Genomic DNA, 19,147 nt, shown 5'->3' with positions numbered 1-19,147 from the left:
TGTAGCGATTGCAGGCTAATTCTCGGTATCTTGTTGATTTTCTTCGGCTTGTAATTGTTGTAGATAGTCGTCCAAGCGATCGAAACTCTCCTCCCAAAATTGGCGATATTGCTCCAGCCAGTCCGCTACCTCCTTGAGCGGTTCGGCTTTGATTTGGCAGGGTCGCCATTGCGCTTCCCGACTTCTTTCGATTAATCCAGCACGCTCTAGTACCTTGAGATGTTTGGAAATCGCGGGCAGACTCATCTCGAAAGGCTGGGCTAACTCTGTTACTGATGCTTCGCCTTGTCTGAGTTGAGCGAGGATAGCACGCCGCGTCGGATCTGCAAGGGCAGCTAGGGTGACGCTTAATCGATCGGTGGACATTTTAAGATTGGGACTGTATTTAACCGCGCAGTTAATTAACTACTAGGTTAAATGTACTAGTCGAGAATGTCAAGTACCAATTGAGGTGGAAAGGGCAAGAAATTGGAGCCATCTGGGAGCGATCGGGTATTACTGGCAGATTTTCCGAAACGATCGTTGTTCAGTTTGTATTACCACAGGTTCTAGTGGATATTCTGGTGAGGAGATGATTTATGCAGTCAATCATTCGTAAATTTCGGCAACAATTCTCGAAAAGTTTTCTGACGAGCTTAATAGTGATTTTAGTTTGCTTTGTTCTACTAATCGTCAGTGGATATAGAATGCCGATACATTCAGCTTCATCAGATTTGATGATAGCTCAACAGATTGATTTGGGACAATCATTTCGAGATTTAGGTGTTGATGGTTCAATAGTAATTTATGACAAAAATAACGCCCGTTTCTACGAACACAATCCATCTCGAAACATAACAGCTTTTCTCCCTGCTTCCACATTTAAAATCTTCAATGCGCTAGTCTCATTAGAAACTGGTGTAATTCCAGATGACGTTGCAGTTTTAACCTGGGATGGGATTAAACGTGAAATACCTGCTTGGAATCGAGATACAAATTTACGTCAAGCTTTTAAGGATTCAACTGTTTGGTTTTACCAAGTTTTAGCCCGGAAAATTGGTCATCAGCGAATGCAACAATTTATCGCTCGCGTAGGATATGGTAATCGCCAAATTGGGACAGAGGAAAAGATCGATCGCTTTTGGTTAGAAGGCCCTTTGCAAATTACACCGAAACAAGAAATCGAATTTCTGCGACAACTTGAAGGTAACAATCTTCCCTTTTCGGAACGCACTTTGGATTTAGTTAAAGATATTATGATTGTCGAGCGTACACCGACATATACTTTAAGGGGAAAAACAGGTTGGGCTAATAATACTCAGCTGAATGTTGGCTGGTTTGTCGGTTATTTGCAGCAAAATAATAACGTTTATTTCTTTGCAACAAACCTAGCCATGTCGAGTGCTAATGATGCTCCTAAACGGTTAGAAATTACTCGTCGCAGTCTCAAAGCATTAGGGTTACTTTAAGGCTTAGAATTTGATTGAGCGATATGCCTACGGCACGCTGCGCGAACTCACAAAGCAAAAGTCAGCAATACTGCTTCATTTTAGCCATCAATTTAAGTTAGCGCTCGGCACAACTCCTTACCAATATTTACTGCAACAAAGAATCGAACATCACCAAAAACCCGATGCAATTACTGTGCTAATCTTACTCTTATCAACAACTGATGTAAAGCATCTTTTCCAGAAGCTGTATCAGGTAAATGGCTATTGTTAGAAGCTTCTTCTAATTCCTGAAACAACCGATGATACTCTTGTTGATGAAATGCTAAATCATTATCTACGCCAGCTAATTTACAAGCAATCAAATCAGGAATTTGCGGTAACTGAAAATGCTGATTAAGCGTTACCAAATTCGCTTGAACTTCTCCCGTTTGCATCAGATAAATTCCCGTTAGTAAAACTCGGTAAACATAAAGCAACGGCTTCACACGCGAGGGTTTTTCCTTATGGAATAATCGCCACTGTGTTTGAGCAAAACCTTGATAATGATGAGCATGAAACCGTGTAATACAACCTCGAACAATCTGCTTTAACTCTTCATGTTCTGGCGTAGTATACACAACTAGCGGCGAGTAAAGTTGCTCTAAAACATAGCCATTTTTCTTAAGTAATAACTCGAAAAACTTCTTGAGATCATGAGTTACTAAATCCAGTTGTAAACCATTTTGGATTTGCGATATTTCAACTGTTTCCTCCCCAGTAATCAATCCAATCACATCTGGCAGCGGTAAAATGTGAACTCCCCGCAAATCGTAATCAGAATCAGCGGAAGGAAAACCATACAAATGTGAACCACTAATTGTGGCGAACAATAATGGGTAAGGTTGATTTTGAACGATCGATAAAAGTTGAGCCTTAATTGTATCCATAACGATAAACACTAAAGAAACTGAGTCATGAATTCTCGATATTCTTCTTTCATCGGCAAATCTCGCTCGACTTTAATGCGCCGACGTTGGGTGGTAACTGTTTTTATAAAAGAGCATCAAACGTTAAGCGATCGAATTGCTCAATTGCTTTAACACCTGTAAAATCTGTTGTAATTTACTCCTTTGTGGTGGCAATAAAGAGAAGATATCGGACAAATCAAATTGGGAATTTGGCTCGGATTGTTTCAGAAGTTTGATGAAGCGAAACTCATCACCATTGGTAACTAGTCCAAACACCGGACGAGGCTCCCGAAAAGTGGCTGTGTCAACCACCTGTGGAGCAGCCATCATATAGGTTAAGGCTTGGGGGATAGCAACTGATAGCGAAAGAGTTGTATTTTTGGCTTCAATGACCAAGATCCAAAATTGCTCCTGTAAAATCAGCGTATCAATGCGTCCAGAGAGCAACTCATCTGGCTGTGCGAGCGAAATTTCCATCAAGGCTTCAGTGCGAATGGTAAAGCGGGAGTCGTACAATCCTGCTAAATCGAGAAGTGGCGATACAATTAGCTTATCCACCGTCCCTTCTGGTAAAGAGCCTCGATTGCGATGTTCAAAAAAGCGTTGCTGAAGGTGCGCTAGAGTTGTTCTATCTGCATCCGTTAGTTCTGGTAAGTTCTCAAACCATTCAGTGAAAAAGCGATCGTCAGTGGTATATGCTAGATTGAACCGTTTGTACACCGCAGCCATCGAAGTCATCTCTTTTGAGATTGCCAATGTTTGAACCATTTGTTTGCCTCTTAAAAAAGTTCTTGATGTAATTAATTTAATCATAAGCAAATAACCCAAAAACTTTTTAACTCCTTAATTAGTTCCTGAAACTGAAATTGATTCGGGTTTAATTATGAACCATTCATGATACAAAATTGCTAGGAAAAAGTCTTCTTCAAAAAGTCGATCGCATACAGCCATAAATCCAGCTAAAAATTCCCCATCACCAAATGTTGTATCCTTCAAAAACAGCGTTAACGAATTACCATCTGCACTCCAAATAGTACGTAAAATAGTAATATTAGGATGCTGTTCGCTTGCTACTGGTAAAACCCGGATTTCTCACAAACGCTGAGAAAAAGGGGGTAAAAACCTGCTAAAATGTATAGATAGCAAGGATTTCAGCAGTTATAAAGTATGACCCAACAAGCTTCGCGCTCACTCCCAAAACAGTTCAAATTTGAGCAACCAAAATCGCCCCCAGTTGTAGTTAATTTCCAGGGTGGACAGGTAACATCGGATGCCGGATTAAGTTTAATTGCTGAAATAGACAGAAAACTACAAATAACATCACAGTTTGCACAGTGTTTCCAAGATTACCGAAAACCAAATCGAATTGACCATACAGTAGAAAGCTTAATTACACAAAGGATATACGGTCTGGTCATGGGGTATGAAGACTTAAATGATCACGAGGAATTACGTCATGAGCCAATGTTTGCTATAGCATTAGGAAAAAGAATTGGTAGAGAAAATGAGCCAGTGATTTTAGCCGGAAAAAGTACATTAAACCGTCTCGAACATTGTCCTGATGATCTAGAACAAGGAGCAGACAATCGTTATCATAAAATTGGGCATTCTCCATCAGAAATTGAAAGTCTATTTGTGAAGATATTTCTAGAATCTTACTCCAAAGAACCACGACAAATTATTTTAGATTTGGATGTAACTGATGATTTAGTACATGGTAATCAGGAGCAAGTTTTCTTCAATACTTATTACGCAGGATACTGCTATACTCCACTATATATTTTTTGTGGAAAACACTTATTGGCAGCCAAGCTACGACCTTCAAATGTAGATCCAGCAGCCGGGGCTTTAGAAGAATTACAGAGAATTATTAAACAAATTCGTGAGAAATGGAGTAATGTCCAGATTTTAGTCCGAGGAGATAGTGCCTATTCCAGAGACGATATCATGACATGGTGTGAATCGCAGACTGGTTCGTTTTGTGGTTACTTCACTAACTACCAATAAAGTACCTCCTGCTCAAGTCTACACGCAAAAATATTGTAAGCGAGGCGAGATGGAAAATCGCTTTAAGGAGCAACAACTTGAACTTTTTAGTGATAGAACCAGCACCCATACATTCGCTGGAAATCAATTAAGATTATGGTTTTCTTCTCTGGCTTACGTTTTGATGAACGCATTGCGTCAACAATGTTTAGCGAAGACGGAACTACAAAACGCTCAAGTCGGAACTATTCGTACTAAATTACTAAAACTAGGCGCATTGATTACTGTAAGCGCCGGGCGAATTTTAGTTGCGATTACTAGCTCTTGTCCGTACAAACATATCTTTGCTGCTGCTTACAGATGCTTAAAAATGCTCCCAAATACCGCTTAATCTAAAGTCAAGGTGCATTTTCTAAGTCTCTAATTAATGAGACTTTGGCTTGGTTTTATCTAAGCCCGGTTTTGTAATGTTTAATTTTATGAACACAGCATTTCGATTTCAGTACTAAGATAAATAGAGTAACTATTTTATCTTGATAAATCCTGAATTATACTTAACTTATTTCCCTACCTAAATTTCAATTGATGATGTATCAAAAAAAAGTCTTACATCAGGTCATGTAAATTGATTTTTTATTGTTTGTGAGAAATGCGGGGGAACCACCTTGGGCAAAAGGACGAGATAATAATGCTACTTTTAACCCGACACCCGCAGGCAATAATTGAAGATGAGGTATTGTTTGGGCTGGTACTTCTTGGGCAATGGAAAACTCCCCACCAATGTCTGAATGTACTGTAACTATGCTAGAAACTGCTTTGATGGCTGCTAGGACTCGTTCTTGGGCAAAGGCGGGTACTTCTAAGCGATTTCCTTGACCAATAATCTCGGCAATCCGTCGGTGTTCGGCATTGATTTCAATTACTTTAATCCGAGTGAGAGTTTCTTTAATAGCTAAGAAGTCTTGGTTGGTTGGTAGTTTTGGCGAAAATTCTAAAATTAAGCGGTCTGGCTTCCCTTTTTTAACAATTAATTCCGATTCTCCTTTAACGATTTCAACGCGAGTATTTGGTGCATCTTCCCAAAATACTAAGGGATGTCCAATTAATGCACAAATCGCTTTTTCATTGAATCGATAATCGGTTTTATCTCGGTATCCGTAACTTCCATTTAAATAACTCTCGATATAGCTACAAACTCGCATATCTTGGGGTGTGATATAGTCAAATTCTGCTAAATTACTGCTCAACCTTTTGAGAGCAATGGGACGACCTTTACCCCATCCGCTTTTACTCATTTTTTGCTCGCGAGGTTGTAGGAGGCATTTGCTGGGGGAAAAGGTAATAAACCATGCCAAACGTAGTTCTGTTTGAGTGTTGACTGGTGCGACTGGTTCTTTATAAATATTAGCCAGGGCATTCAAGCAAAGTTCCCAAGGTTCAGATGAGCGAATCGTATCTACTATGCTCTGGATGCCGCTATCAGAGCGTAGTATTTCTGCTTGTATGCTATAACTACTGTGAGGTTTGAGCCGCGATAAAAGTTCGGCACTTTCCATCGCCAACCACTGATAATTAGATTTTACTGCTTGTTGATATAACGCTTCTAACAATTTAGGTAAACGCTTTTTTGCTCTATCCGCATCTACCCAGTAAAGACAAAGGGAAGATAACAATGTTGCTAAACTGTTGCCTTCCTCTAAGGCAGGAATATCGGCGCTAGTAATCAAATTTTTTTGGGCAATATTACCCTGTTGCACCTGGAGTAAGTTTTTCAGTTGCGGATAAATAGATTTCAGCCAAGGCTCTGATTGACGATACATTAAATTCACATATTCTTCGGCTTCTTTTAAGCTTACTAACGAACCATCTTTTAACAAGACCAAAATGAAAAATATTCCAGGTATAGTTTTGAAATAAGCTTGGTTTTTCCCCACAGCTTTTTTAAGTGCTGTGAGAGTTTTTGTGTAAATTGTCAGAGCTTTTTCGTTCTCACCTCGGAAAAAGTATAACCAAGCCCAAAAGGGAGCGGCGTTATCTTGATAGTTATCTGATATTCGTTCTAATGCCTGTTGAGCTTCTTCCAGACAACCGCGTAGTAACAATTGTTCTGTCAAAATTAATTGGAGATAATCCGAGCAATGTTGCCCGGAAGTTGTACATTCTGCTTTGAGCATTGCCAATGGTTCTTCAACCGGATAACATTTAAAAACTGCATTTCTCAAAATGCTTAATAAAGCAGTTTCATATAATTCTTGATTTAAGGTACTAAACCAATCTGCATCAAAGGGTTGGTAAAAAATTTGGTTAAAAATATCATTGATTACTATCTTATCTTTATTAGCATATTTATAGTAATCTTCTACTACTTGATTCATGAATTTGAGGTCTTGGCGATATATACCAATACGAAGTTCGCGCATAAATTGACGTTGATTTTGAAAATATCTGGGGCCGCTGGTGTAACTTCTAGCTATGGGTATTCTTTCCTGTGTTATTGTGGCTAGTGTTTCAAAAGTTCCGATTTTTACGGCATGGCGAGTTGCTATTTCTGTTAGTAAGCGATGGCATTGTGGCCCTTGTCCTCTTTCTTGAATCAATAAGCCAGCCGTCAGTAATTTATCAATATGTAGTTTTAAAGTTGAGTCGATAAAAGCTTTCCCATTTTCATTCCTGCACCCGCTTTGATTCAAACAAGTGAGGAAGGCTGTTCGGTTTATCGGTTCGTAGATAACGGCGAATAATTGAATAATTTTTTGCTCTACTGTTGGTAATTGATAATATGCTTGGGCAAGTTGTTGACATTCGGCGGTAGCTGCATCAAATTTGGTCATGGTATTTATTGACAGCTAATAAATTTTCTAAATCTCTCTCAAAGCAGATAAGATTTACAACTAGTATTCAACAGACAATGTTCTTACTTGTTGAATCCGAATTTTTACCTCTAATACCAGAGCTACTAATTCCTCATCAACGAGGCAAATAAAGCGAACTACTATCATTTGGTCGAGCGTGCAAATAAGTACTAGTAGTAGCTACATTTGTATGTCCCAGCGTACTCTGAATCAACGGCAACGGCACGTTACGATTTGCCGCATGAGTAGCGTGGGAATGCCACAACCAATGGGGACTGACATTTTTATTAATTCCCGCTCGTTCTGCTGCTGCTTGAATAATCCGGCGAATTTCTGTTTGCGAAATCGCTCGTTTTCTCCTCCCTTCAAACACCGGATCGTTGGGACTACTATCTTTCCCCATAGTCATCAACTCCGTCCAAGTTTGAGCCGGAATAATCACATTTCTGACCTTATCTCCCTTCCCCAACAATACTGCCAAACGGCAGCGGTTTATTTTCAATAAACCCTAAAAAGTAATCGATATCTAGCTGGTAGGCGCGACGAGTGTGGCGGGATTTTTTATTTGCCAACCACAATTCGATTAACTCTTCATTCGTTTCTACCTGCACTAAAGGTTGGCTGGCAATCAACCCCATTTTGAGCAAAGCCGTTTTATTCCAGAGTTTTCTAGGTATTAGTACTGCTGTACTGCACATATTAATATATATATTGGATGATAAGAGCCTTTATCGGTCAAAGTACTATTCCGATTGTTTTATCAGGGAAAAAGTGCATCATTTTTAAATTAGATGACCAAAGACGTGCCGTAGTTGGCCCACTTTTAGCAGCCGCTATCCACTTATGCGTTGTCAGTAATCTATCTAAACCAAGAAAAGACCCTTTCGTGTACTGTTTGGATGAATTTCCCTCGCTCAAATTCGATCGCATGGATCAATGGGCTAACGAATATCGCAGTGCTGGTGGTGTTCCCATTGTCGGCATTCAAAGTTTGAATCAATTGTATAACCTTTACGGGGATAAAAAAGGGGCAGCGATCGCTAGTGCTTTATCAACTCATGTGCTGTTCAATCCGGGCGATTACGACACGGCAGAGAAATATTCTAAACGCTATGGAGAAGTGGAAGTGCTGGTGAAAAATCGCTCTACGGGTAGTTCGATGGGTCAACATACTAGCCGTTCTGTCAATTGGAACGAACAACTGCAAAAGAAACCATTGATTAGTGCTGATGAAATTCTGCGATTTCCGCAAGGTAAGTGCATAATTACCTCTCCTGCTTATGGTTCTGGCACGGAAGCTCTGTTTCCTTATCCCTTGAAGGTTCCAGTTAAGCCTAACGACCGCAAACGCGCTCAAGAATCAGAAGTACTCTGGGATAGCCAAATTCGACCTCAGCTAGAGAAACGAGCGACTGGGCAATCAGTTGACCCGAAAACTAAGCAGGTACTCAATATTGATGAGGAACTAGATCGTCGAATTCGTGCTGCCGAACAATTATTACCCCATCCTCATGACCCTAGCGACCCAGTAACTACGGCTGATGTCCAATCAAACCAAACTGTCGGCAAGATTCGGGAACTCCTAAAAAACAAAGCAATTAGCGGTGTACGTCATGACTGAACATTTGGTTCCACCTGATATTTTGATAGTTGATGATATTCCTGATAACATTCGGTTGTTGTCATCCATGCTAGTTGAACATGGTTATCGGGTACGAAAAGTGGTAAATGGGGAAAGAGCATTAAAAGCGATCGCTTTACAACTGCCTGACCTAATTTTATTGGATATCCGAATGCCAGATCTCGATGGTTATGAAGTATGCGCCCGACTCAAAGCATCGGATATAACCAAAAAAATACCGATTATTTTTATTAGTGCTGCCGACGATGTGTTTGATAAAGTGAAAGGCTTTGAAGTCGGGGGTGCTGACTACATCACCAAACCGTTTGAATCGATTGAAGTAGTTGCGCGAGTCGAACAACAATTAGCGATGCGTCGCTGTCAACAGAAACTATTTGCCAAGAATCAACAACTCGCTACACAGAATATTCAACTACAGCAAGAAATTAAACAGCGACAGCAGACAGAACGGCGTTTGAAAGTTTTCGTCCATGCTGTTTCCCACGATTTACGAAATCCCGTCACCGGAATTTCTTTGTTACTACAAAGTTATCTAAATAACACTACGGCAGATGTTGTACTCGACAGGCAGATTGTCGAAACAATGTTGGATAGTTGCACTCGGCAACTTCAACTGATTGATTCTTTAGTGGAAACGCAGCTATTAGAAACGTCGCGCTATCCGTTGAACTTGCAACCAATATCGCTGCACGCTTTGACCAGTCGTATCCTGAAAAACTGGGAACCGATGTTAACCAAGTCCCAGGTTGTGGTGGTTCATCGGATTGCTGCCGATTTACCTTTGATAAGGGGTAAAGCCGAGATCTGTGTGAGTGCGATTCGTTCTGGAGAAACCCATTTCATGGGGGGATTCCAGGCTTTAGTAGAGTAACCCTAATTGGGCTGAGTCCGCACTTTAATCCTCTACTAATGACAACTTGATATCCATGTAAGTGAAGTTTCTAAAAGAACCAATTCTTACTGCCCTGGTGCGGGGTTAAAAGCACATAAACTACCAGTAATGGTAGCCCCTACGGAGAAGACTGACTATCAAATCTGTAAAGCGGGGATGAAAGCGGTTAATGGTGGTAATTGCTGAAAGCACCAACTGCAAGCAAGAGTTTATGGGGAGAGTAAACGAAGTGTCGTTGAGCCATCGTCAGATCTCACCAAGGGATATAAGCTTGTGTTTCGGACACACCTTGGGTTGGAAATAACCGACAAGGGGTTTGGACTGTTAGGATCTTGCAACCGAAGCAGCGTACCTCCTAGACCCCCGGTGGATAGACACCCTCTAAAGACTCAAAACAATGGATATCAGGAACGAAATAACCCAAATTATAGTTCCTATAGTGGTCGATATGTAGGTAAGCAGTCAAGCTAAAAGCTTTATTTGGGAGGGATGGGTTAAAAAGCAAAAGCCTAGACCGAAATAACGGTCAAAGCCTGAAAAGGGATGGAGTACCCGCATTTCTCACAAACAATAAAAAATCAATTTACATGACCTGATGTAAGACTTTTTTTTGATACATCATCAATTGAAATTTAGGTAGGGAAATAAGTTAAGTATAATTCAGGATTTATCAAGATAAAATAGTTACTCTATTTATCTTAGTACTGAAATCGAAATGCTGTGTTCATAAAATTAAACATTACAAAACCGGGCTTAGATAAAACCAAGCCAAAGTCTCATTAATTAGAGACTTAGAAAATGCACCTTGACTTTAGATTAAGCGGTATTTGGGAGCATTTTTAAGCATCTGTAAGCAGCAGCAAAGATATGTTTGTACGGACAAGAGCTAGTAATCGCAACTAAAATTCGCCCGGCGCTTACAGTAATCAATGCGCCTAGTTTTAGTAATTTAGTACGAATAGTTCCGACTTGAGCGTTTTGTAGTTCCGTCTTCGCTAAACATTGTTGACGCAATGCGTTCATCAAAACGTAAGCCAGAGAAGAAAACCATAATCTTAATTGATTTCCAGCGAATGTATGGGTGCTGGTTCTATCACTAAAAAGTTCAAGTTGTTGCTCCTTAAAGCGATTTTCCATCTCGCCTCGCTTACAATATTTTTGCGTGTAGACTTGAGCAGGAGGTACTTTATTGGTAGTTAGTGAAGTAACCACAAAACGAACCAGTCTGCGATTCACACCATGTCATGATATCGTCTCTGGAATAGGCACTATCTCCTCGGACTAAAATCTGGACATTACTCCATTTCTCACGAATTTGTTTAATAATTCTCTGTAATTCTTCTAAAGCCCCGGCTGCTGGATCTACATTTGAAGGTCGTAGCTTGGCTGCCAATAAGTGTTTTCCACAAAAAATATATAGTGGAGTATAGCAGTATCCTGCGTAATAAGTATTGAAGAAAACTTGCTCCTGATTACCATGTACTAAATCATCAGTTACATCCAAATCTAAAATAATTTGTCGTGGTTCTTTGGAGTAAGATTCTAGAAATATCTTCACAAATAGACTTTCAATTTCTGATGGAGAATGCCCAATTTTATGATAACGATTGTCTGCTCCTTGTTCTAGATCATCAGGACAATGTTCGAGACGGTTTAATGTACTTTTTCCGGCTAAAATCACTGGCTCATTTTCTCTACCAATTCTTTTTCCTAATGCTATAGCAAACATTGGCTCATGACGTAATTCCTCGTGATCATTTAAGTCTTCATACCCCATGACCAGACCGTATATCCTTTGTGTAATTAAGCTTTCTACTGTATGGTCAATTCGATTTGGTTTTCGGTAATCTTGGAAACACTGTGCAAACTGTGATGTTATTTGTAGTTTTCTGTCTATTTCAGCAATTAAACTTAATCCGGCATCCGATGTTACCTGTCCACCCTGGAAATTAACTACAACTGGGGGCGATTTTGGTTGCTCAAATTTGAACTGTTTTGGGAGTGAGCGCGAAGCTTGTTGGGTCATACTTTATAACTGCTGAAATCCTTGCTATCTATACATTTTAGCAGGTTTTTACCCCCTTTTTCTCAGCGTTTGTGAGAAATCCGGGAGTAATATCCGGGATAAGCAGACGTAACCCGCAATGTGTCTGTATATAGGGGTGTAAATAGCAATGAATAAGCCTAAATCAGATTCAACATTGAATACTGAGGGATGGAGAACTATCAACTGGCGACAAGTCGAGCGATATGTTTTCAAATTGCAAAAACGCATCTATGCCGCTTCACGTTGTGGTGATATAAAACGAGTTCGTAAACTCCAGAAAACCCTAATGAGGTCTTGGTCGAACAGGGCATTAGCGGTAAGAAGGGTAACACAAGACAACCAGGGGAAAAAGACCGCAGGAGTGGATGGGATTAAATCACTATCCCCAGCAGCACGTCTTGACTTGGTGAAAGGTCTATTCATTAACGGTAAATCCAAACCTACACGGAGGATATGGATACCAAAACCAGGGAAAACTGAATTTAGACCACTCTCGATACCCACTATTTTTGACCGTGCCTTACAAGCGGTAGTGAAAGCTACCCTTGAACCGGAATGGGAGGCTCGTTTTGAGCCATCAAGCTACGGTTTTCGACCCGGAAGGTCATGCCATGATGCTATCAAACACATCAAAAACTGCATAGTATCAAAATCTAAATTTGTTTTAGATGCAGATATCTCGCAATGTTTTGACCGAATAAATCAGGAAGCATTACTTCTGAAATTAAACATGAACGGTTCAGTCAGGCGACAAATCAAAGCCTGGTTAAAATCGGGAGTGATAGATTCAGGAAAATTTGCAGCTACTACAGCTGGAACACCACAAGGCGGTGTAATTTCGCCATTATTGGCATCCATCGCTTTACATGGATTAGAAAGCCTAATAAACCAAGAATTTCCTGTCAACTCAGCCGGGAAAATTAGAGGGGCTAAAAGCAAATTTGGCTGCGAAATATCTCGCGTAACCTGTATTAGGTACGCGGACGATTTTGTGGTTTTAAATGAATCCTTAGCGGTCATTAAGAGGTGTGAGGAATTAATCAAAGATTGGCTCAAAGGTATTGGCTTAGAATTGAAACCAGAAAAGACGCGAATAGCACATACGCTATATCCACACCTAAGTGAAGATGGTAAATCAGGATTTGATTTTCTGGGACATCATATTCAACAGATAAAGGTGGGGAAATACCGAGACAATAAAAATAGTCAAGGTAAAAAGCTTGGTTTCATCACCCTCATTACCCCTTCTAAAAAGGCAATTGAGGCTCATAAACATGAGATGAAAAGTATCATCACAAAACACAGGTCACGTTCTCAAGCAGAACTAATTAAAGACCTTAACCCTATTATCAGGGGATGGACTTCATATTATAGAGTCTCAGATGCCGGAACTACTGGGGACTTCTCCCGGTTAGATAGAATCACCTATCTTCGGCTGAGAAGATGGGCTAAAAGACAGACTGGGAGCATTAATTTAGGTCATCAAAAATACTGGCACACCATAGGCGATAACCATTGGGTATTTACTACTAGGTCAGAAAGTAATCCTTTACGGTTACTAACACATATCGAATTCCACTCTAGTGTGAACGATTATGTTAAAGTTCGCGGTGATAAAAGTCCTTTTGATGGTGACTTAATTTACTGGAGTTTAAGACTAAGCAAACACCCTGAGATGCCTACCACGAAAGCGAAACTTCTCAAACAACAACAGGGGAAATGTGCTTGGTGTAATTTGCATTTTCAAGAAGGCGATTTATTGGAAATTGACCATATTAAACCCATTTCTTGTGGAGGTAAGAAGGAATGGCAAAATCTCCAATTATTACATCGTCATTGCCACGATGATAAAACTGCCAATGATGGCAGCTTGAAGTCCCATATTGACAAAATGGAAACACATTGAGTAGCCGTGTGCCGGGAAACTGGCAAGCACGGTTTCGGACGGGAGGGGTGGAATAGTAATGTTCCCCTCGACCCTCTCAATAGGACACGACGTAAAGAAATGTAACAATCGCTGCTGGCACGAATACTCAGTCACCGAAAGCAGAGTAGTACTACTACTCTACTTACCCATCAAAAATTTAACTAAAAGTATATTTCTTTGTATATTGTCATTAGAGCGATTTATTTTCAGAATTAGTCAAAATATTTAAAGCCTTATGTGCAACTTCTTCAGCCCGAAGAGAAGTTACCTTTTGATACCGCAAAGTAGTCTGAATATTTTCATGACCCATCAAAGCGCGTAACTCCTCAAGTGCCATCAATCCCACCCTTTCAGTCGCAAAAGTATGTCGCAAGTCGTGGAGGCGAATGCCTTTAAGAATGTGGTGTTGAGCAATTAACTTATGAAAACAATGATGAGCTTGGCGATAGGACAAACGTGACACTTCCCCATTCAACGAGTGTTGCGCCGTAAACAATGCAGGTACACCAATCGCTCGTTCATATTTGATATATTCTGACATTACGAGCGCCGCATCCTCACTATAAAAGCACCAGCGACGCTTGTTACCCTTACCCACCACCTGAAACTTACGGGCTACCTTATCTACCTGTTCCAAATCTAACGCCAACAGTTCACCAATTCTAGCCCCCGTGCGGTGCAGCAACCGAACAATAGCGTGCATACGAGTATCATTTGCCACGACCTCATACAACACCGACAGTTGCTCCTCGCTCAAATAGCGAACCACTTGATCTGTATCATGCTCTCCTTTATCCAGGTCAGGCTTACGCCGCTTGAGTCCCGCAATGGGATTCACCGTCAAATAGCCTTGCTCTACTGCAAAATTAAACAGAGCTTGGATAATAGCCTGATGACGGTGATGAGTTGTAATTGACAGATGTGCCAAGCTTTCCAAATACTCAGACAACATCTGACGACTAATAATTGCTATCGGCCATCCACCATACTGGGCCAACAGCGGCATCAAGGTCAACTCGTAGGAACGCCCTGTACTTTGAGACAGCCCTCGGCGCTCTAAAAACTCTGTAGCTAATCTCGCTAAAGTAATCGTCAATTGAGTTATCAAAAGACGGCGAAAGGAAGCTCACATCAGCCAACAGCAGTTAGCAACCGCTGCTGGGATTCATCTGCAAAGCTTGGGCAAACTGGAACGGGGTAAGACGACCAAGCTCAATCAAAAAACCAAAGCCGGATTAGCCGCCGCCCTCTCCATTCCTATGGAGTATTTAGAGGCTATTTGTTCTGGTAAACCCGTATCGGAGGTAGAAACCCGTAAGTTTTGTCCACAATGCTGGACACCCGGAACTGAACCTGATTCAGTTTGGACGCTATACCGGGCTAAGTACTGTCTGCTGTGCGGAACTCAGTTACGCGCCCATTGCACTAGCTGTGGTGAACCACTGAGTTCTTTTAAACATAAATTCTGTCCCAACTGTGGAACTTCTTAAGCTGTTAAGCATTTAAATAGGGTAAAATGGAAAAGCCAATAGAGCCAAGTGGGTGGGGAAATGCCAGCAAAGAATCATCTGAACTTAGAACAAGTAGAGAAGCTACAAAAAGCCCTGAAAGAAGAAGAAGATGGAAATATTAGAGAAAGAATCTTGATATTACTGTTGCTAAATGATGGAAAAACTCAAGCTAAAATAGCGGAATTTGTGGGCTGTTCAATAAATAAAGTATCTTATTGGTGTGTACATGGAGACCCAGATAATCTAGAAAGCCTAGTCGATGAAAGGATGAAGGGGAATCATCAAAAAGCCACAGATAAATATAGAGAAATATTATTAGAGACAGTAGATAAAGAACCCAAAGAATTAGGATACGAATTTGGCAGATGGACGGCACAAAGGTTAGCGACATATTTAGCAGAAACGACAGGAATAAAATTAAGTGGTTCGCAAGTTAGGAGAATATTAGAGCAAAAAAAGTTCGTTTACCTCTGGGCAAAGTACAGCTTGGAGGGAAAGCGAGAACCGGAAAAAAGAAAAGCATTTAAAAAGAAAATAGCCGAATATTTAAAAATCGAAAAAGAGCATCCAGAACGTTTACAGGTATGGTTTTGGGACGAAAGTGGTTTTAGTTTAAGAGTGATGAGAAGAAAGAATTGGTGTAAGAAAGGTAGACGAAAAGAGGTGAGAGGAGAGCGAAGAAAGGGTCGGATTAATGTAATGGGAGGACTGAGGTATTCCGACAAGAAAAGGTTTGTAGAATTTCTCGATAAAAGCAATTCGGAAAGTTTTTATCAAGTGCTAAAACTGTTTTATCAAGAATTGATTGCTGAATGGGTAGCCGCTGGCAATGAAGCCAAGGAATTTGCGGAAAAAGGAGCCAAAATAGTGATAATTCTGGACAATGCTAGTTTTCCCAAAAAGGCAGAATATCTCCAGAAAATTGCCGCCGAAATGCCCAATATTCATTTAGAATTCCTCCCGAAATATAGCCCTGATTATAACTTAATTGAATTAGTTTGGCATTCAGCCAAAGAATTTATTGCCCATCGATTATTTAAATCAATAGAAGAATTAGAATATTTATTGCATAAACTTTTAAATGAAGGAGAATTAATTATTAAATGGGGGCGAAAACTTAAAAATAAAGGTAATGCTCTTATCCCTATTTAAATGCTTAACAGCTTACTCAGATCGTTCAACAATTGTTAGGAGGTTTATGAGAGATTGGAATGTTTTAAAGGAACGCTATTTAAAAGATGCAACTCCAACTCGTTTAGGAAATTTAGCCTCTAATTTGAGCCGAATTAAATCCCGTTGTCAAAATGTAGCGAATCGCGAGTTAGTCGAAAGTTTGCTGCAAGAGAGTAAACTTTTTATTGAATGGACAGCACCTGATGCAGAGGTGGAAATAGCTGCCCAGTTAGTCGAATTGCAAATCCAGTTAGCTTTGTGGCAGTACCGGATTGACCAGATTTGGGATGATGGTTCTCAACGGATGCTTTTTGCTGAACAAGCGAAAGTTTGGTCAGAACGGGTGCTAAATCTTTCCGGTTTGTTGTCTGTCAATTAGTTGATTGACATCAGAAATCTTTACAACCATCCTCAGCCAAAAAGCTGGGGTTTTTGTTATTTAAAGTAGAACTCGTCTTATTTTTTCTTCCGGTTCTTTTTACGTGATTTCTGTGCCTGTTTCCGCTTGGCTTTAGCTTTGAGATTGGCTGGACGACGTGGGGATTTTTCTAAAGGCATTCCTAGCATTGAAGCCATACCTTTCTTTTGTTTATCAATTTCAGACGTAGGAATGAAATTAAATGTTTTCCGAGGTACTTCACGCTCTGACTTCAATCCCAATTCTATTTGCACATCCTCCCAATCTCCTGAAATAAATTCTTCTACGCACTCGCTCATCAAAGCACGCTCGATAGTAGATGCAGATTCTACTGCTTTTAAATTAACTAATGCAGAGACTAAAAAAGCATTCAGTTCTATGTCATTTTCATTAAATTTTTCTAACTGTTGGGTCAGTATATTAACACACTCTGAATAATGCTCTGGGTGAACTTGTGCTATCTTTTCTAAACAGTCCATTGCACTTGTACGGGCAAACATTTCATTCTCGACGTTCGCCAAATAATCACTTAAGGCTGGAATCGCCTTTGGACCAATCATGCTGTAAACAATTGGTAATTCGTCAACCATCCAATCGTTATCTCTATACTCAAATAGTTTCAGGAGTGGCTCAATTGCTTCCTCAGCATGGAGTTGTCCGAGAGTACGCCAAGCATGAACAGGTGCCCATATTTCTAAACTGTCCGAATCAGCTTCATCGAATGTTTCATCTGTTGCCAAACGAATTAACTCAGGAATAAATTCGGAAGTAATACCCAGTTCTTCTGGATAGTTAGGCCAATTCTTCCCATCCATTTCCCGACAGTTGCCATAGTTAATTAATTTATCTAGAGTTGATGGATAATCTCTTTCTTGCATATCAATTTCCTTCTAATTTATTCAGAGCGACCCACGATCGATAAAAAAAGCTGGCTCAATCTTGAGCAAAAATTACACCTAACTTATAAATTTTACTTCCTATATTCAACCCTTGTACTTACGGTTCGCTCATTTGTTCGGGAGTTAGAGAAATTGGGCAATGGAACGTGAGAGGCATAGCACTAGAGGGAAGAAGGGAGTAGTGAGAGTTGGGTTGCACCCAACTCTCACTACTCCAGATCGTGTAGGGTACAAAGCTATGAGCAAAACAACCCTAAACGTCATCAACGAGCGAGTAGACGACATACCCCTGCTTTGTTAACGGTCAACTTGTTACTTGGACAGAACGGCTGTTAGTTGTTCGTTCCATTGCAGCAGCAGAATCGGGAGAAAAAGCACTGCTGTCGAGATTAGAGAAAGCACAAGTGGCTTTGGCGCAGTTAAATCAACCAAAACGAGGGAAAAAGCACCTCACTAATCTGTTATCGTGGCAACAAGCTGCTTCTGCGATTGTCCAACAATACCATGTACAAGGTTTGTTGCAATTAGATTATCAAGTGACTCATACTAAGCGTCACTTAAGAGGCTACCGCCAGCGTCCCCCTCGAATTGTCAGTGAATCTAAAATACAATTGATTGAACTACTGGCAGCTTTTGGCGATATTACTTTACTACTGATTGATGTCCCTGACCGGACATACCTACATCTGACTCCTTTATCGCCTCTGCAACAAAGGATTTTGTCTCTGTTATGTTTGACGGTGGAAATTTACACTCAACTTTGTGTTGATGATGCTGTTCCTTAGCTCGTAGAAAGGTTGAGTTTTAATTAATGAAAATTTAATAGAAAACTTTTTTACGGACATCAAGATGGCTTGATGTAATTTTCGCAAGCGCTTGTTTACTGTTAAGAATAATTTGACTTAATTTATGGCATGGGTGCTGCCAAATTGCAAGCTTATGCTGAGGAAAAGTATGATGTCCTTTTAACTTTGGAGGAAGCTAAAGAGTTTAGAAAACGCTTCTTTCAAGCTTATTCTGGAGTTAAAAGATGGCACGACAGAATTAGGAGAACGGTGTATGCCAAGGATATCAAACAAATCCGTACAATTGGCGGACGCAGGCGAAGGTGGGCAAAAAAACCCAGGCTTTCTGAGTTGTTAAATCACCCGGTTCAAGGAACATCGGCTGATATGTTGAAAGTGGCGATCGCTCGTCTGTTCGAGTTGCTACCCAAAACTGGAGCAAAGTTGATTGGTGTGGTACACGATGAAATTTTGTTAGAGTGTCCGCAAACAATTCTTAAAAAAACCACTCGCATTCTAAAAAAAGTGATGGTGGAAGCGGGGGAATTGTATTTGCAGCAAGTTCCGGTGGAAGTAGAACTAACTATTTCCTCTTCTTGGGGTTGAATCTGTTCAAGAGAGGAAACTGTTTTTTTAGC

Annotated in this window: 16 protein-coding genes and 4 pseudogenes; 10 read left to right on the top strand and 10 right to left on the bottom strand. The window is 40.4% G+C overall.

The features are described 5' to 3' along the window. Positions 1-15: 15 nt before the first annotated feature. Positions 16-366 carry an ArsR/SmtB family transcription factor gene (locus tag ACE1CA_RS06735; RefSeq protein ID WP_413280983.1) on the bottom strand — a complete coding sequence of 117 codons (351 nt, stop codon included), beginning with the start codon at positions 364-366 and terminating at the stop codon, positions 16-18. 212 nt (positions 367-578) lie between these two features. Between ACE1CA_RS06735 and blaOXA the strand changes: the two genes are divergently transcribed. Continuing rightward, positions 579-1,448 (top strand): class D beta-lactamase, encoded by an 870-nt coding sequence (gene blaOXA, locus ACE1CA_RS06730; protein WP_486517698.1) that lies wholly within the window; start codon positions 579-581, stop codon positions 1,446-1,448. Positions 1,449-1,618: 170 nt separating this feature from the next. Here the strand turns inward: blaOXA and ACE1CA_RS06725 are convergent, their stop codons facing one another. The 3 genes and pseudogenes from ACE1CA_RS06725 to ACE1CA_RS06715 all read right to left on the bottom strand — a co-directional run. Further along, positions 1,619-2,356 carry a nucleotidyltransferase domain-containing protein gene (locus tag ACE1CA_RS06725; protein WP_413279661.1) on the bottom strand — a complete coding sequence of 246 codons (738 nt, stop codon included), beginning with the start codon at positions 2,354-2,356 and terminating at the stop codon, positions 1,619-1,621. Positions 2,357-2,479: 123 nt separating this feature from the next. Then, complete coding sequence (locus tag ACE1CA_RS06720) at positions 2,480-3,145, bottom strand: type I restriction endonuclease (protein WP_486517697.1); 666 nt, start codon at positions 3,143-3,145, stop codon at positions 2,480-2,482. Positions 3,146-3,220: 75 nt separating this feature from the next. After that, positions 3,221-3,460: pseudogene (locus tag ACE1CA_RS06715) on the bottom strand (hypothetical protein); the annotation flags it as partial. Positions 3,461-3,544: 84 nt separating this feature from the next. Here ACE1CA_RS06715 and ACE1CA_RS06710 point away from each other — a divergent pair. Continuing rightward, positions 3,545-4,754 (top strand): annotated as a pseudogene (locus tag ACE1CA_RS06710) (IS1380 family transposase). Positions 4,755-4,974: 220 nt separating this feature from the next. Here ACE1CA_RS06710 and ACE1CA_RS06705 read toward each other — a convergent pair. From ACE1CA_RS06705 to ACE1CA_RS06695, 3 genes are all read right to left on the bottom strand, one after another. Next, the gene (locus tag ACE1CA_RS06705) at positions 4,975-7,194 is read right to left on the bottom strand and encodes a hypothetical protein (protein WP_486517696.1); all 2,220 of its coding nucleotides are present in this window, start codon (positions 7,192-7,194) and stop codon (positions 4,975-4,977) included. A gap of 136 nt (positions 7,195-7,330) precedes the next feature. Next, a complete protein-coding gene (locus ACE1CA_RS06700; RefSeq protein ID WP_413278610.1) occupies positions 7,331-7,657 on the bottom strand; it encodes a tyrosine-type recombinase/integrase in 327 nt (108 codons plus the stop codon). A gap of 10 nt (positions 7,658-7,667) precedes the next feature. Continuing rightward, a complete protein-coding gene (locus tag ACE1CA_RS06695) occupies positions 7,668-7,913 on the bottom strand; it encodes a hypothetical protein (protein ID WP_413278611.1) in 246 nt (81 codons plus the stop codon). A gap of 17 nt (positions 7,914-7,930) precedes the next feature. Between ACE1CA_RS06695 and ACE1CA_RS06690 the strand changes: the two genes are divergently transcribed. Together ACE1CA_RS06690 and ACE1CA_RS06685 are read left to right on the top strand one after the other, a co-directional pair. Beyond that, entirely contained in the window at positions 7,931-8,836 is a 906-nt protein-coding gene (locus ACE1CA_RS06690; RefSeq protein ID WP_486517695.1) for a type IV secretory system conjugative DNA transfer family protein, read from the top strand. Further along, positions 8,829-9,728, top strand: coding sequence for a hybrid sensor histidine kinase/response regulator (locus ACE1CA_RS06685; RefSeq protein ID WP_413280417.1), 900 nt, complete (start codon positions 8,829-8,831; stop codon positions 9,726-9,728). Before ACE1CA_RS06690 ends, ACE1CA_RS06685 begins: the two co-directional genes overlap by 8 nt. Before the next feature lie 837 nt (positions 9,729-10,565). On the opposite strand, the pseudogene ACE1CA_RS06680 reads toward ACE1CA_RS06685, so the two are convergent. Then, positions 10,566-11,775 (bottom strand): annotated as a pseudogene (locus tag ACE1CA_RS06680) (IS1380 family transposase). A gap of 175 nt (positions 11,776-11,950) precedes the next feature. On the opposite strand from ACE1CA_RS06680, the gene ltrA reads away from it, so the two are divergent. Next, complete coding sequence (gene ltrA / locus ACE1CA_RS06675; RefSeq protein WP_486517694.1) at positions 11,951-13,702, top strand: group II intron reverse transcriptase/maturase; 1,752 nt, start codon at positions 11,951-11,953, stop codon at positions 13,700-13,702. A 211-nt stretch (positions 13,703-13,913) separates the two neighbouring features. Here ltrA and ACE1CA_RS06670 read toward each other — a convergent pair whose 3' ends face one another. Next, positions 13,914-14,819, bottom strand: a complete 906-nt coding sequence (locus ACE1CA_RS06670) for a tyrosine-type recombinase/integrase (protein WP_486517693.1) — start codon at positions 14,817-14,819, stop codon at positions 13,914-13,916. Positions 14,820-14,826: 7 nt separating this feature from the next. Between ACE1CA_RS06670 and ACE1CA_RS06665 the strand changes: the two genes are divergently transcribed. From ACE1CA_RS06665 to ACE1CA_RS06655, 3 genes are read left to right on the top strand one after another with little or no spacing between them, the layout of a single operon-like run. Then, positions 14,827-15,213 carry a double zinc ribbon domain-containing protein gene (locus tag ACE1CA_RS06665; RefSeq protein WP_486517969.1) on the top strand — a complete coding sequence of 129 codons (387 nt, stop codon included), beginning with the start codon at positions 14,827-14,829 and terminating at the stop codon, positions 15,211-15,213. 60 nt (positions 15,214-15,273) lie between these two features. Beyond that, positions 15,274-16,386 carry an IS630 family transposase gene (locus tag ACE1CA_RS06660; RefSeq protein WP_486517692.1) on the top strand — a complete coding sequence of 371 codons (1,113 nt, stop codon included), beginning with the start codon at positions 15,274-15,276 and terminating at the stop codon, positions 16,384-16,386. 46 nt (positions 16,387-16,432) lie between these two features. Further along, on the top strand, positions 16,433-16,786 hold the full coding sequence (locus ACE1CA_RS06655; protein WP_413276555.1) for a hypothetical protein: 354 nt from the start codon (positions 16,433-16,435) through the stop codon (positions 16,784-16,786). 77 nt (positions 16,787-16,863) lie between these two features. On the opposite strand, the gene ACE1CA_RS06650 is transcribed toward ACE1CA_RS06655, so the two are convergent. Then, positions 16,864-17,703: a HEAT repeat domain-containing protein gene (locus tag ACE1CA_RS06650; protein WP_413276556.1), complete on the bottom strand. Its 840-nt coding sequence runs from the start codon at positions 17,701-17,703 to the stop codon at positions 16,864-16,866. Between the two features lie 317 nt (positions 17,704-18,020). Here ACE1CA_RS06650 and ACE1CA_RS06645 point away from each other — a divergent pair. Both ACE1CA_RS06645 and ACE1CA_RS06640 read left to right on the top strand, forming a co-directional pair. Continuing rightward, positions 18,021-18,509 (top strand): annotated as a pseudogene (locus ACE1CA_RS06645) (IS1634 family transposase); the annotation flags it as partial. A 129-nt stretch (positions 18,510-18,638) separates the two neighbouring features. Further along, positions 18,639-19,115: a DNA polymerase gene (locus ACE1CA_RS06640; protein ID WP_486517691.1), complete on the top strand. Its 477-nt coding sequence runs from the start codon at positions 18,639-18,641 to the stop codon at positions 19,113-19,115. The last annotated feature ends 32 nt before the right edge of the window (positions 19,116-19,147 follow it).

This window comes from Floridaenema evergladense BLCC-F167, assembly GCF_041929205.2.
GTDB classification, from domain to species: Bacteria; Cyanobacteriota; Cyanobacteriia; order Cyanobacteriales; family Aerosakkonemataceae; genus Floridanema; species Floridanema evergladense.
This window is presented reverse-complemented; position numbering and strand designations above follow the sequence as displayed.